This is a genomic window from Klebsiella sp. PL-2018, assembly GCF_019048985.1.
GTDB classification, from domain to species: Bacteria; Pseudomonadota; Gammaproteobacteria; order Enterobacterales; family Enterobacteriaceae; genus Klebsiella; species Klebsiella michiganensis.
Genome location: NZ_CP077673.1, coordinates 1,171,146 through 1,185,796 on the forward strand (window position 1 = coordinate 1,171,146; position 14,651 = coordinate 1,185,796).

The 14,651-nt window shown below is 57.3% G+C and carries 12 protein-coding genes and 1 pseudogene; 7 read left to right on the top strand and 6 right to left on the bottom strand.

The window, feature by feature from the left end; all coding sequences use genetic code 11:
* Position 1 precedes the first annotated feature (1 nt).
* The 4 genes from MKleb_RS05445 to uxuA form a co-directional block, all read right to left on the bottom strand.
* Positions 2-994: a helix-turn-helix transcriptional regulator gene (locus MKleb_RS05445; protein ID WP_014228052.1), complete on the bottom strand. Its 993-nt coding sequence runs from the start codon at positions 992-994 to the stop codon at positions 2-4.
* A gap of 152 nt (positions 995-1,146) precedes the next feature.
* Entirely contained in the window at positions 1,147-1,923 is a 777-nt protein-coding gene (gene uxuR, locus MKleb_RS05450) for a Uxu operon transcriptional regulator (RefSeq protein ID WP_004847986.1), read from the bottom strand.
* A 138-nt stretch (positions 1,924-2,061) separates the two neighbouring features.
* Complete coding sequence (locus MKleb_RS05455) at positions 2,062-3,537, bottom strand: fructuronate reductase (protein WP_128696736.1); 1,476 nt, start codon at positions 3,535-3,537, stop codon at positions 2,062-2,064.
* 73 nt (positions 3,538-3,610) lie between these two features.
* Positions 3,611-4,795: a mannonate dehydratase gene (gene uxuA, locus MKleb_RS05460; protein WP_014228054.1), complete on the bottom strand. Its 1,185-nt coding sequence runs from the start codon at positions 4,793-4,795 to the stop codon at positions 3,611-3,613.
* 675 nt (positions 4,796-5,470) lie between these two features.
* On the opposite strand from uxuA, the gene MKleb_RS05465 reads away from it, so the two are divergent.
* The 4 genes and pseudogenes from MKleb_RS05465 to MKleb_RS29850 all read left to right on the top strand — a co-directional run bounded on the left by MKleb_RS05465 (position 5,471) and on the right by MKleb_RS29850 (position 7,936).
* Positions 5,471-5,728 (top strand): YjhX family toxin, encoded by a 258-nt coding sequence (locus MKleb_RS05465; protein ID WP_004110819.1) that lies wholly within the window; start codon positions 5,471-5,473, stop codon positions 5,726-5,728.
* Between the two features lie 10 nt (positions 5,729-5,738).
* On the top strand, positions 5,739-6,290 hold the full coding sequence (locus MKleb_RS05470; RefSeq protein ID WP_064378312.1) for a GNAT family N-acetyltransferase: 552 nt from the start codon (positions 5,739-5,741) through the stop codon (positions 6,288-6,290).
* 113 nt (positions 6,291-6,403) lie between these two features.
* Positions 6,404-6,829: pseudogene (locus MKleb_RS29845) on the top strand (class I SAM-dependent methyltransferase); the annotation flags it as partial.
* Positions 6,830-7,189: 360 nt separating this feature from the next.
* The gene (locus tag MKleb_RS29850) at positions 7,190-7,936 is read left to right on the top strand and encodes a class I SAM-dependent methyltransferase (protein WP_224322392.1); all 747 of its coding nucleotides are present in this window, start codon (positions 7,190-7,192) and stop codon (positions 7,934-7,936) included.
* 124 nt (positions 7,937-8,060) lie between these two features.
* Here MKleb_RS29850 and MKleb_RS05480 read toward each other — a convergent pair whose 3' ends face one another.
* A complete protein-coding gene (locus tag MKleb_RS05480; protein ID WP_163586119.1) occupies positions 8,061-9,401 on the bottom strand; it encodes a carbohydrate porin in 1,341 nt (446 codons plus the stop codon).
* Positions 9,402-9,522: 121 nt separating this feature from the next.
* Positions 9,523-10,920 carry an MFS transporter gene (locus MKleb_RS05485; RefSeq protein WP_014228060.1) on the bottom strand — a complete coding sequence of 466 codons (1,398 nt, stop codon included), beginning with the start codon at positions 10,918-10,920 and terminating at the stop codon, positions 9,523-9,525.
* 437 nt (positions 10,921-11,357) lie between these two features.
* Between MKleb_RS05485 and MKleb_RS05490 the strand changes: the two genes are divergently transcribed.
* The 3 genes from MKleb_RS05490 (at position 11,358) to MKleb_RS05500 (ending at position 14,562) form a co-directional block, all read left to right on the top strand.
* Positions 11,358-12,389, top strand: coding sequence for a LacI family DNA-binding transcriptional regulator (locus MKleb_RS05490; RefSeq protein ID WP_025107245.1), 1,032 nt, complete (start codon positions 11,358-11,360; stop codon positions 12,387-12,389).
* Positions 12,390-12,641: 252 nt separating this feature from the next.
* Positions 12,642-13,571: a dihydrodipicolinate synthase family protein gene (locus tag MKleb_RS05495; RefSeq protein WP_004848004.1), complete on the top strand. Its 930-nt coding sequence runs from the start codon at positions 12,642-12,644 to the stop codon at positions 13,569-13,571.
* A 142-nt stretch (positions 13,572-13,713) separates the two neighbouring features.
* A complete protein-coding gene (locus MKleb_RS05500) occupies positions 13,714-14,562 on the top strand; it encodes a fumarylacetoacetate hydrolase family protein (protein WP_102803745.1) in 849 nt (282 codons plus the stop codon).
* The last annotated feature ends 89 nt before the right edge of the window (positions 14,563-14,651 follow it).

Here is a 14,651-nt window from a genome sequence, read left to right on the forward strand (position 1 = left end):
ATTAGCCCGGCTTTTGCACATCGCAGGGCGAGATGCCGTAGCGCCGACGAAAAGCGGTAGAGAAGTTGGTGGCGTGCTGGTAGCCCGACATCCAGGCCGCCTGCTGCACGCTATAGCCTTCCAGCAGATAGCTTCTTGCCCGCGCCAGGCGGCAATCGCGCAGGTAGTCAAAAACCGAACAGCCGTAGGCCTGGCGAAACTTACTGCGCAAGCTGCTGGAGCTCATCGCCGCCCGCTGGGCCAGCTCATTGAGGGTATAGTCGTTTTCCGGCGCCTGCTCCAGCAGGCGGCGAACTCTCTCCAGCCGCTGCTGTTCGCCGCCCGCCGGGGCGACGTGCTTCGCGCTTTCATCCTGACAGACGCTCAGCCCATGGCCGAACAGCTGCAGGATAAGCCCTTCCAGCATCAGCTGTCGGGACACGCGACTCAGCGCGCTCTGCTGCGCGTACTGCAGTCCGCTCAGCAGAAAACCCGGTATCTGCCAGATAAGCGTTGGCGTCTGGCACCTTTCCCACTCGCGCATCAATGAATCGAGCAGGCCATCGCGCCAGGTGCCGTCCGGGTAGAGTCCGAGGGAGAGCGTACGGAGCCGGCTGTCGGCATCGTGGCGGGCGCGCATGGCCTGATGTTCGCTAAGGCGCGAGGTGAAGGCCATCCCGGAACGCACCAGGTGCTGCTCCCCGTTGAGGGTCAGCGCGACGCAGCCTTCCAGCACCACCAGCATATAGAGCGGGCTACTGTGGCGGGAGGTGGTCTCATAAGGCTGCAATACGTGAACATCAGAATGGGTGACGCACATGCCGCAGGGCAGGGTCATCTCTTCCACTTCTCCCCGCAGCACCGGGCTGGCGTGCGGAGGCTCCGGCTTTTGCAGCAGCTGCGGGAAGCGGTAGTCGATACCGTATCGTTCACCAAACGCCATAAACTCGCTGACGGAGAAGGTTTTCCTCAGCGCCTGGCGGGCGGGTTCGTTCTGCGTAGTTGTCTTGTTCATGCGGTTTTCGGCACCGGAGAGGGCGTCATCGGATGACGTCACCTTATCACTGCGCGGTCAGGGCGACAATAAAGATGAGAATCATTATCAACTTTTGCGCTGCGGCACAGAAGGCGCGCGGACGGCCGCTATCCGTGCGCCAGCGGCAGGGATCAGGCGTCAGCGTTGTCCAGCGGCCAGGAGTCGAACAGGTAGCCGTCGAAGTAGATATCATCGACGTTGGAGAACTCCAGCAGGCGGCGTTTGACGTTTTCCAGATGCTGCCACATGGCAAGCTTGGCCGCCCGGGCGTCTTTTTTGATTAAGGCGGCGAGGATCCGTTTGTGATCCACCAGCCACTCCTGGCGGTAGTGGGTATCGCCGAGATGGCGGTGCAGCTGGATCCACATGGGGTTATTTTCCCGCCACTGCCATGACTGCCTGAACAGCTCGACCAGCATACTGTTGTGGGTCGCTTCGGCAATGGCCAGATGAAACTGCATATCGCCGCTTTCGGAGCCGCCCGGCGCGCTGCTGGCCAGCTCGCGCTCTTCCAGCTGCAAAGCCTGGCGCATTTTGATGATATCTTCCCGGGTTGCCTGCAGGGCGGCAAATTCGGCGATATTGCTCTCCAGCAGCTGGCGGGCCTGCAGCAGTTCAAACGGACCGGCATCATTGCAATGATTGATGTCCGCGCTCTCCGCCGCGCCTTCTCCGACGGCGTTATCGAGCACGTAGATCCCGGCGCCGCGGCGCACTTCGACCAGCCCTTTAATCTCCAGCATGATCAGCGCCTCGCGGACCACGGTGCGGGTCACGTCCAGCATCTCGGCGATTTCACGTTCCGGCGGTAAGCGATCGCCGGGGTTATAGGGCGTCTGGACGATCAGATTGCGGATCAACGCGCCGACTTCCTGATAGGGTCTGTGCTGAGAAGTTTGTGATTTCATGATGTTATGTTGTGAGATGCGATAGCCCGGTGGCTGACTATAGCATCTGGCCAGGGGGTTGGCACCTCCCCGTGCGCGGAGAGTGGGAAAACGGGTCAACCACATTGGTGTGCAGTTGACCCATGGCAGGACAGAGCGTTACAGGCCGCCGCCGAGCGCCGCAACGCACTCGCGGGCGCCGCGTTCGCACAGCGCGTGGTAAGCCTGCGTCACCGCCGCAATAAAATCGCTATTGTCCGGCAGATCGTGGGCAAAAATTCCGCTTAACGCCAGCAGCGCGGCGACGCGTTCTGCACCCTGAAAACGCTGGTTGATCTGTTGGATCTCCGCCAGCAGCGGGTCGACAACATCAATAGGCTGCCCCCGCTCGTCGATGCCCTGGGTATAGCGCATCCAGCCCGCCACGCCGAGCGCCAGATGGCGCCAGCTGCTGCCGTTTTGCAGATGCAGACGGATGGGATCCAGCAGGCGCTGCGGCAGCTTCTGGCTACCGTCCATGGCGATCTGCCAGGTACGATGGCGCAGCGACGGGTTGCTGAAACGGGCAATCAGCAGCGTGGCGTAGGCCTGGAGATCGGTGCCTTCCGGCATGGAGAGCGTCGGCGCCTGCTCCTGCATCATCAGGGCGAAAGCCGCTTCACGATAGGCCGGGTTGGTCATGGTATCGGCGATGGTTTCATAGCCGCCGAGATAGCCAAGATACGCCAGGAAGGAGTGGCTGCCGTTGAGCATCCGCAGCTTCATCATTTCAAACGGCACGACGTCTTCAACAAACTGCGCGCCGACTTTATCCCACGCCGGGCGGCCGCTGACGAAGCTATCTTCAATCACCCACTGGCGGAACGGTTCGCAGGCGATGGCGCACGGATCGTAGACCCCAAGCTGGTCGGCAATCTCCTGCAGCGTTTCCGGCGTCGCCGCGGGTACGATGCGGTCAACCATGGTACACGGGAAGGTGGCATGGGCTTCAATCCACGCCGCCAGCAGCGGGTCGCGCGCCCGGGCCAGGCCAAGCACCGCCACTTTCGCCACGTGGCCATTCTCGCGGACGTTATCGCAGGACATCACCGTAAAGGCCTCAAGACCCTGCTCACGGCGCAGGCGCAGCGCTTCGACGATATAGCCTATGGCGGATTTCGGCGTCGTCGGGTTGGCGAGGTCGTGTTGAATCAGCGGGTTGTTGAGATCGAGCTGGCCGCTGGCCGCATCGGTGCAGTAGCCTTTTTCAGTGACCGTCAGGGAGACGATTGCCGTGTGCGGACGCGTCATGGCGCGCAGAATGCCGTCACAGCCGTCGATTTCCGGATGCAGCGCCTCTTTCATCGAACCGATAATTTTCAGCGCGGTGCTGTCAGCGCCTTTTTCCGCCACCGTGTAGAGCAGCTGCTGATTTTTCAGCTGTTCAATCAGAACGCGATCGTTGCCCGGCATCAGGTTGACTTCGCAGATGCCCCAGTCGCTGTCGCTGGTTTCCAGCAGATGATGGGTATAAAGCGCCTGATGCGCGCGGTGAAATGCGCCGCAGCCCAGGTGAACGATGCGGGATTCCAGGCGAGAACGATCCCACGCGGGGCGCGTCACCGGCAGGTTGCTGTCGGCAATGGTTGCAGTCATAGCAAACTCCAGAGTGGGCCGCAAAAGGCGGCCGAAGAGGTAAAGGCGGGACGTCGGCCCCGCCAGTCAGGAATTAGCGGCTAAAAAAAGCGCGCTGAATCGCCAGCTCGACGCCGCGAACTTCAGCCAGCCCTTTCAGGCGACCAATCGCGGAATAGCCGGGGTTGGTTTTCTTTTTCAGATCGTCGAGCATCTGGTGGCCGTGGTCAGGACGCATAGGGATAAGATCCTCTTTGCCTTCCGCTTTACGGCGGTGCTCTTCTTCAACAATCGCTTTCACCACTTCGTACATGTCCACGTCGCCGTGCAGGTGAGCGGCTTCGTGGAACGTTTTCGGGTTCTCTTCGCGCAGCGTAGAGCGCAGATGGGTGAAGTAAATGCGCGGGCCGAACTGCTTAATCATATCCACCAGATCGTTGTCGGCGCGGACCCCGTAGGAGCCGGTGCACATGGTAAAGCCGTTAGCCATGCTGTTCACCGTGTCGACCATCCACTGCATATCTTCAATGGTCGAGACGATGCGCGGCAGGCCGAGAATCGGGCGCGGCGGATCGTCCGGGTGTACCGCCATACGTACGCCAACCTCTTCGGCGACGGGGATAATCGCTTTCAGGAAGACGGCGAAATTCTCGCGCAGCGCGGCTTTATCAATATCTTTATAGGTGGCAAGGTGCTGGCGGAACTGGTCGAGGGTATATCCCTCTTCCGCGCCCGGCAGACCGGCGATAATGTTGCGGGTCAGGCGCGCTTTATCTTCATCGCTCATGGCGGCGAAACGCTGATTCGCCTGAGCGACCTCTTCGGCGGTGTAGTCCGCTTCCGCGCCCGGACGCTTGAGGATATGCAGTTCAAAGGCGGCGAATTCAATTTGATCGAAACGCAGGGCTTTGGAGCCATCCGGCAGGACGTATTCCAGGTCGGTACGGGTCCAGTCAAGGACCGGCATAAAGTTGTAGCACACGGTACGGATGCCGCACTGGGCCAGATTGCGCAGGCTCTGCTGGTAGTTAGCGATCCACTTCGCGTAGTTGCCGGTATGGGTTTTGATCTCTTCGTGAATCGGTACGCTTTCGACCACCGACCATACCAGCCCGGCGGCTTCCACGATGGCTTTACGCTTGAGGATTTCGTCAACCGTCCACACTTCACCGTTCGGGATATGGTGCAGGGCGGTAACCACTCCGGTTGCGCCCGCCTGACGGACGTCAGCTAAAGTGACCGGATCGTTAGGGCCATACCAGCGCCATGTCTGTTCCATGCTTAACCTCTTTCACGTTATTGACCTGCTTCAGGCCGCTGCTTTGATGGTAGCGTCGGTTCCGGTCAACCATCGTAACGGAGGGGAAACCAGACGATATGGCGTATAAATTCCTCCAATTGGTCGAACATGTCAACCATGAATGGCAAATTGGTAAACCAAAGTGTGACGGAGATGCGTGAAGGGGAGGGAACGTTAAACAGGGCGGCATTGTTAAACCGCCACGGGGCGCGGGCTGATTCTGCTGGCGTTAGTGTTAAGCATTTTTCATGTACTTCAAGAGATTACTCAGAACCGGGGAAGTGGAATTCTTCATGGGCATAGGGTCAGTGCGCGGCGGGTAGCGTCGTGTTGCGAAATGGTTAACCAATGTACCAAACCTATCGACCAGAAGAACGGAGGCGGTCATTGATGCCGGCCGGAGCGCGTACGGACTCGCAGCAGATCACACTTTTTGATTATTACGATTTCCATATAAAAACTACGTGTTATCATTCCGCTGGTAAATACCTTTTCAACTCTCACCGAGGCTTTGATGCTGGAGAATGTCATCATCAGATAATCAGCTTCCCGACCTTTTCAGGCCGGACTGGTTATCGCTGCGCTTAAACCTTACGCGAACACCTGCGGGTGTTGGCTCGTTTTTACGCATGATGATTAACAGGTTTCTTCAGTATGAATCTATCCCGTCAGGAACAACGTACCTTACACGTTCTCGCTAAAGGTGGCCGGATCGCGCACATCCGCGATGCATCAGGCCGCGTCACCTCTGTTGAATGCTACAGCCGCGAAGGGCTCCTGCTCAGCGACTGCACGCTCGCCGTTTTCAAAAAACTCAAAACCAAAAAGCTGATTAAGTCCGTCAACGGACAGCCCTACCGCATCAATACCACCGGGCTGAATAACGTCCGCGCACAGCTGGACAATCGCTAAGGAGCCTCTGATGACAAACCACAGCTTCACTTTTCATGTCGCCTCTGAAGGCGATACCGATGACATTCTCGACGTCGAAACCCGGGCTTTCGGCTACAGCAAAGAGGCCAGGCTGGTGGCCGATTTGCTTAACGATGAGAGCGCCTGCCCGACGCTATCGCTGCTGGCCAGGCATAACGGAGAGGCGGTTGGGCATATTTTATTCACCCGGGCGACGTTCAAAGGGGAGCCGGACTCGCCGATGATGCACATCCTTGCTCCCCTGGCGGTGGTGCCGGAATACCAGGGCGTAGGCGTTGGCGGAGAGCTTATCCGGCACGGCATTGAGCAGTTGAAAGCAATGGGAAGCCAGACGGTATTTGTTCTGGGCCACGCCGCTTACTACCCCAGGCACGGGTTTGAGCCATGCGCGGGAGATAAAGGCTATCCGGCGCCTTATCCGATTCCCGCGGCGCATAAAGCCTGCTGGATGCTGCAGCCGATTTCGTCTCAGCCGCTGGGGCGAGCGGGCCAGATACAGTGCGCCCGGGCGTTAATGAAACCCGAGCACTGGCGCGAGTAATCAATAAGGAGATGATGATGACTATTGGCACGATTATTACAGGTTCCAGGCATATCGCGTTGTCATCCCGGGAGCGCAAAATCCCCTGGGATGAACCGGCTTTTAGCCAGCGTATGCTGGAGAACCATCTGTCGCAGGAGCACGACTGGGCCAGCCGCAGGCGGGCGGTTATCGAACAACAGGTCGCGTGGATTGCCGGACAGCTACCCGCCGGCGCGCGCATTCTGGACCTCGGCTGCGGGCCGGGCTTTTACACCCGCCTGCTGGCGGAGCGCGGCTTTTACTGTACGGGCGTGGATTTTTCGCCGGCGTCGATCGCCTGGGCCCGGCAGCAGGCGCAGGCGGCCGGGCTGGATATTACCTATCACCAGCAGGACGTTCGCGAGTACGCGCCGGAAACCCAGTTTGATTTCATTATGATGACCTTCGGTGAACTGAACGTGTTCAGCGCGGCTGAGGCCCGCTCGCTGGTTCATCGCTGCGCGCAGTGGCTGGTTCCGTGGGGAAAGCTGCTCATCGAGGTTCATACCTATGCAGAGGTTAAACGTCAGGGAATGGCCGATCCCGGCTGGCAGCGCTGTCCGCAGGGGCTGTTTCTTGATGTTCCGCACCTGCTGCTGACGGAGCACGCCTGGGATCCGGCGGCGCAAACCAGCTCCACGCGGTTTATGGCGATTGAAGAGAGCGGCAAGGTGACGCGCTTCGGCAGCCGGATGACCGCCTGGCATGATGATGCTTATCTCGACCTGCTGCGCACGGCGGGTTTGACCACCATTACTCGCCCGGATGAGGCGGAATGGCCGGTCAGCGAAACCTTTACCGGCAAGCTGTACGCGCTGCTGGCCGAAAAAAACGTTCCCGATTCTCTTTCCGCAAAACCCATAAAAGGAATTCAACCATTGGATATTCCACGTATTTTCACCATTAGTGAAAGCGCTCACCGCATCCATAACCCGTTTACGCCGGAAAAATACGCCGCCCTTGGCCGCGCGCTGCGAATGAAGGCCGGAACCCGGATACTCGATCTTGGCAGCGGGTCGGGGGAGATGCTCTGTACCTGGGCGCGCGATCGCGGCATTCGCGGCATCGGCGTCGACATGAGCGCGCTGTTCAGCGAGCAGGCTAAGCTGCGGGCAGAAGAGCTCGGCGTTGCCGACCGCGTGACGTTTATTCACCAGGACGCCGCCGGTTATGTGGCCGAGGAAAAATGCGACATCGCCGCCTGCGTGGGCGCGACCTGGATCGCCGGCGGCGTCGCCGGGACTATCGAGCTGCTGAGCAAAAGCCTCAAGCCCGGCGGTATGCTGCTGATCGGCGAACCGTACTGGCGCCAGGTACCGGCAACGGAAGAGATAGCACAGGCCTGTGGCGCCTCTTCGCTCGCCGACTTTCTGACGCTTGCCGATCTGGTCTCCTCTTACGATGCGCTTGGCTATGACCTCGTCGAAATGGTGCTGGCGGACCAGGAAGGTTGGGACCGCTACGAAGCGGCGAAATGGCTCACCATGCGACGTTGGTTGGAGGAAAACCCCGATGATGAGTTTGTGCCAGAAGTCCGGGCGGAGCTGACGATGGCGCCAAAACGCCATACGACTTATACGCGCGAATACTTTGGCTGGGGCGTGTTTGCGTTAATCAAACGGTAGTTGAAATACCCGGCATAGCAGGAAGGCTATGCCGGGATCAGGGGGGTTCAGAACCGCAGGAAAGGGCGCCCATGGGTAATGATCACACGCACTGGGTCAGGCCTGACGGCGGCAGCCCGTTTTATCAGAATTTGACGGTCACCTGATTGCCGAGCACCCAGGCGTTTTTAATCTCTTCGCTTCCTCCCGGATGAACGAGCAGCTGCAGGTTAGGGCGCACGGTCAGCCATGGCGTCGCGCGAAAGCTATAATGCAGCTCTGCGGCATACTCGGCTCTGCGAACCGGAACATACAGAGGGTTATCATAATCATCGATCCCCCGCATCTGGTTCAGGAGCTGCGCCCGACGGGCGACTCTGTCGTTGGCGTGCATTTTACTGACGCCGAAGCTGATAAAGTCCTGCGGACGGCTGGCGAAAGGGCCTTGATAAATGGCGCCGGCCTGAATCTGATAGTCCATTGTCGCCGTATCTTTATCATTCATTGCCAGATGCCCGAAAAGGCTAAGGCCACGCTGGCGCTGGCTGCTCGAGTAGGTCAGCTGCTGGACGACATAGAGATAACCTCCGTAGCGGCCGTCGTGTCGCCGGGCGGCCTGGTGCGTGAGCACATAGGGATCGCCATTGTCATCATCCAGCACATCATTGGCGTCCGCCGTGTTATACCATCCCCCGAGTTTCCAGATGCCGGGGAGTTTTGCCGCGCCGAGAGTAGGTCGATATCCCAGTTCAAAAAGGTACATGTACCCCAGATGCCCGGTACCATCCAGCTGGAAGCTTCCGTGGCGGGTGGCGTAGGCAGGATTGTACTGAAACGCGCCGGCCTGGACGTAAAGCGCCGGGGCAGGGCTGTATTTAATACGGCCGCCCCACTGGCCTATGGGGGTGTTATACCAGACGCCGCTGCCGTGGCCGGCTAAAGAGCCGCACAGCGACAGGTTTTGAAAAAAGCAGCCGTTGTTATCAAAATCCTCTCCCGGCGGCATCAGGCCCACCTTGAGATCCAGCTTCTTATCCCACCCGGTTTTTTTGAACCAAAACTGCGTCGCGTGCCATGTTTGCCCCCGACCGTAGTTGCTCTGAACACCGGAGCCTATTACCGGCGCGCGCGGATCCTGAAGGCGATCCTGAGTCAGATCTCGCCCGTTACGATTATTCACCGACGCTTTAAATTCACCGTCGTGAATACCTAAAATCTTTTCCAGATCCATATTTACGCCGAGAATATACTGGTCGCTGTAGCGCAGGGTTTTATCGCGATCGTAACCGCCGGAGATATTCGTGGCCGTCATTGCGCTATATTCCAGCGTAAAATCATAACCATGACGGCGCAGATCCGTACGCACGCCTCCCCATTCTCCGGTCATGTTTTTTGCGGTGGGAGAAAAAAGCGTCTCGCTGGCCAGCGTCTGTAAAGGGTGTAGTAAAGCCAGCAGCATCGTGCCGCTGTGGATGAGTTTGTTCATGTTTTTACCGCCTGTTAATGATCCAGGTCTATGAATAATTCCCGGTCAGGCGCAGCTGAATCAGCCGACTGCGCCGACCTCCCGTCAGAGGTGGCTCCGCGCTTCCTGGAGCCACAGCCGTCTATGGCGACAGCTCTTCTAACGATTTTCCTTTGGTTTCAATGGCAAAAAGCCAGGTAATTAAGCCACCAATCAGCGCAATGACCGCGAAAGTGATAAACACAAAGCGGATCCCGAAGCCGCTGACGATAAAACCGACCATCAGTGGGCCGATTGATGACCCCGCCCGGAGCCATGCGCTGGAATACGCGGTGCCGATAGCGCGCAGTCGGGTGGGGTAAAGCTCTGCCGCGTACAGATAAAGCGAGAAAGCGATGGTCTGCAGAATGGCGTAGGTCAGGCTGCCCAGAATCAGAATTTCAACGGCGGATTTCGCGCCCAGAACGGAGAGCGTAATCAGCGGAACGATGGCCAGTAAAAAGGCCCATGTGTACCAGCGTTTGCGCCCGACGCGGTCGATCATCAAGGCGCAGATCACCGAAGCCACGACGCCGCAGGAAGAGGTGATCCAGCCGTAGGCCAGACTGGTATCGAGGGAGAGGTTAAACCAGGTTTTGTAGAGGGTTGGAAACCAGGTGATCATTCCGTTGTTGACGCTATAAACCGTCAGCCACAGTCCCCAGAGCATAAAGGTGCGGGATTTATAGATACCGCCAAAGAGGGCTTTAACCCCTTCCGGAGCCGCTTTTTGCACCGCGGGGGCTTTTATTTCCGGTTCGGGCAACGTCATCCCGCGCCTGATGACCTCTGATTCCAGCGTCGATACGATGCTGTCCGCTTCCTTCAGCCTCCCTTTTGCTGTCAACCAGCGCGGTGATTCCGGCATCAGCCAGCGCAGGGGAACGGTCAGCGCGGAGGGGACTAAGCCAATTAAAAACATGACCTTCCAGCCATAGATGGGCACCAGAAAATACCCCACCAATCCGGCAAACATCATGCCGATAGGGAAAATCACTTCATACAACAAAAAGAAACGCCCGCGCTTTTTGGCACCGACAAATTCATTGATATAGGCGCTGGCAACGGGGACTTCCGCACCGATACCCACCCCCTGTAAAAAGCGAATAACAAGAATTGACCAGCCGTTCCAGGCAAAAAGGCAGGCCGCATCCATGAGTACGAACATGATGATGGTGATACGCAATACGCCGATACGGCCTATTTTTTCCGCCAGCGAGCCGAAAAACAGGGCGCCGCACAGCTGGCCCACGTAGCTGGCCGCAATAATAAGACCGACAAACGTCGGCGTGAGACCCCACTCCTGGGTAAGCTGGGGGAGCGCAAATGCGATTGCAATAATGGTATAGGCATCGAAAAACGTCGATAAGCCGACGATAACGCGGATCGCTTTCAGCCGTCGGGTGATGGGGAGGCGTTCCAGCCTTGCCAGCAGCGCGTCTGGCGTGGACGCCGTTCCGCTGGCAACGGCGTAATCTGAAGCAATGGCCTGAGTTGACATAGTATTACCCTGTTAAACGTTGTCTGGGGCATACACGTAAGGTTCTGAATAACCACAGGGCAACGAACCCTTATTCATCGACGTGCTGCATATAATGCTGTCCTGATGTGTTTATGATAACGTTACTGCAATCGATTTCACTTGCAGCTAATCCTTTGCTGGATTCGCCGCTAAGTCAATTACGCCTGTTGTATAAATGTCGAGCAGTTCACAATCTGAAAAAACTCACGCGCAAAAAGGCGAAGCGGCGAATGCAAAGCAAAATGGATAAGAAATGTGAATTAACGACCAGCCGAATGAACCCGGTAAAGTGAAGCACCATTCCTTTTGTCCGGGCGAGGTTTGACGTAAGATCCTTTAACCCCAAGGTTTGCACGATGGTATCCGTTGAACGGGCAACACGGATTTTTACCCGCATTGATGAGTTGGAGCAGCAGATGGATCAAGAAAGTGAACTGAACGATTTGCCGGAAAAAAAGCTGGCGACAATGCGGGATGTTGCTCGCGCTGCGGGCGTGAGCGTCTCGACCGTTTCGCGCGTACTCGATGAACGGTTACCCACTTCACGCAGCGCCTCGGCAGAGAAAATTCGCCAGGTGGCCCGTGAGCTGGGCTACCGTCGGGACTATGTTGCTTCCAGCCTGCGCCGGGGCGATACCGGAACGCTTGGCGTCCTGGTGCCGAGGCTGACCGATGCCGTTACGGCGATGCTTTTCGAAGAGATAGCCAGGGCGGCGGCCAGGCGAGGCTATTTCGCGATCGTTGCGACCTGCGGTGATAGCAAGGATCAGGAGAAAAACGCCGTGGAATCGCTGCTGGATCGTCGCGTGGATGGGTTGATCATGTCCACCTGCCGGCTGGACGATCCTTTGCCGCAAACCCTGCGTGAACGGGATGTGCCCCACGTTCTGGCGCTGCGTACCGACGGTTTTAGCCCCTCATCGGTCGGGGACGATGAGCTTGGCGGCTATCTGGCTACCCGACACCTGATTGATTTAGGCCACCGCGATATTGGCCTGATTGGCGGCCCTGATTTTGCCTCCAACGCGCGCAACCGGCGTAAGGGCTTTGAGCGGGCAATGCAGGAAGCCGGGCTCAGGATCGAAGCGGAATGGTGCTGTCATTCAGATTTTAATATCGCCTCGGGGGAGCAGCAGGGAATGAAAATTCTCAGCCAGCCTCATCGCCCGAGCGCACTATTTGCCGTCAATGACGAACTGGCGATCGGCGTCCTCGCGGCCGCGCACCAGCAGGGGCTGGTGATTGGCGAAGATCTCTCCCTGGTCGGTTACAATGATATTCCCCTGGTGAGCAGACTGCCCGTGGCGCTGACCTCGGTCAGAACGCCGCTGGAGCATATCGCCAGCAATGCGGTTGATATGTTATTGAATCCAGAGATAAATAATAATATTCGGATTACCACGCCTTCCCTTATTCCCCGTAAGTCTACCGCGTCTCCACGTAAATAATCCCCCTGCGATCCTCCCCCGACTTTCCAGGAGAAAGCGGGGAGGGTTGAATTTTGTATAACGGATCTCATCCCGGATGCAGATCGCGGTTTAGTTTGTGATCTGCATTGCATTTTTAACCAACATGGCGTTGACGGTTTTATTTTTGAGGTTCAATGTCAACGTCGTGAAAACGATTGCAGAAACGATTTCACTTCCGTTTCAAAGAATCGCTTAACCGTAAACAAATGCTTACTCATCAAGGGGATATTTATGATTAACATCGATCTGAGAGGTTTGACTCCGGCTCCGGTTACACCCTTCACTCGCGATGGACGCGTAGACTATGATGCCATTCAGCGCCTCGGCAGCTGGCTGGGCAGCATCGACGGGGTGAAAGGTCTGGTGGTGCTGGGACACGCAGGGGAGGGGACTTTTCTGACCCAGGAAGAGCAGGCGAATGTGATCCGCGCGTTTGTGAAGTCCGTGGATGATAAGCTTCCGATTATTGCCGGCATCACCGGGGAAGGGACGGAAGTGGCTGCGCTGGAGGCGAAGCGCGCCGTTGCCGCCGGCGCATCCGCCGGTTTGCTCTATCCTTCCCACGGCTGGCTGCGCTTTGGCTATCAGGATGGCGCGCCTCAGGATCGCTACCGCGTGGTGTACGAAGAAAGCGGCCTGCCGCTGATTCTTTTCCAGTATCCGGATGTCACTAAAGCCACCTACAACCTGAAAACGCTGCTGGATATCTCCGCGCAGCCGGGCGTATTTGCCATGAAGAATGGCGTACGTAATATGCGCCGCTGGGATACCGAAATTCCGGTTATTCGCCGCGAGCGTCCGGATCTGCAAATCTTAAGCTGCCACGATGAATATCTGCTGCATACCGCCTTTGATGTGGATGGCTTCCTGGTCGGCTACGGCAATATCGCGCCTGAGCCGTTAATTGAAATGATTAAGGCGGGTAAAGCGGGCGATTACGTTAAAGCGCGTGAGCTGCACGACCGACTGCTGCCGGTGACCAAAAGCGTCTACCACCGCGGTTCGCACATGGAAGGTACCGTGGCCCTTAAACATGCTCTGGTTGCGCGCGGGATCCTTGAACATGCCACCGTTCGCTCTCCGCTGCTGCCGCTCGAAAATGGCGCTGAAAAAGAGATCCACGACGCCATGCGCGCCGCTGAGCTGGGCCGCGTCGGTTAATTTATTCTGCGTCTGTTGTTAATCCGCAATGCAGAGATATCGCTTACTGTATTGCGGATCATCGGTTACTTCGCCCCGGTATTTTTTGCTGCTCTTCATCATAACGTCGGGGCTTTCACCTCTGTATATTGCTGGGTGATTTATGAAACTATTAAGCTTTCGCGTTAATGATAAAAACAAATATGGCCTGGCGACCGCTGACGGCGTCATCGATCTGCAGGCGCGGTTTCCTCAATATGGCAGCCTGCTGGAATTTATACCGCATCTTCATCTTGTTGATACTCTGCCGCCGTCTGCGAAACAGGCGAACTATTCTTTCGACGAGATCGCTTTCCTGCCGGTCATTACTGAACCGAAAAAAATTATCTGCGCTGGCGTGAATTATCGCGATAAAAACGCTGCCGGTGACGAGAAGCCCTCTAACCCAGTGCTATTCATCCGCTTTGCGGATTCACAGACCGGGCATCTGGCACCGCTCCTAAAGCCGGAACGCAGCAATGAGTTTGACTATGAAGGCGAAATGGCGCTGGTGATGGGCCGTGGAGGACGCAATATACCAGAGCAGGAGGCGCTGCATTATGTTGCCGGCTACAGCTGCTATATGGATGGCTCCGTGCGCGACTGGCAGCATGCCTGCTTTACCGGCGGCAAAAACTGGCCAGCGACGGGCGGCTTCGGCCCCTGGCTGGTGACCGCGGACGCTATCCCCGACCCGCAAAATCTGAATATTACCACCCGACTGAATGGCCAGACGGTGCAGCAGGATAATACGGGCAGCATGTTGTATTCAATTGCCGAACTTATTGCGTATATCAGCACCTTCAGCGCGCTCTCTCCGGGGGATGTCATTCTGACCGGCACGCCCGGAGGCATCGGAAAAAAACGTACCCCGCCGCTCTTTATGCAGCCCGGGGACAGGGTGGAAGTCGAGATTGAGCAGATCGGATGCCTGATAAATAGCGTGCGCAGCGATGCCGCGGTAGCGCGATAAGTTATCGTTTTGTATCCAAAAACAGGGTGAGAGCGCGTTTGCCCGGCGGCCAGGACTTGCAGGCCATTTAATCATGTAAAGGGTTAATG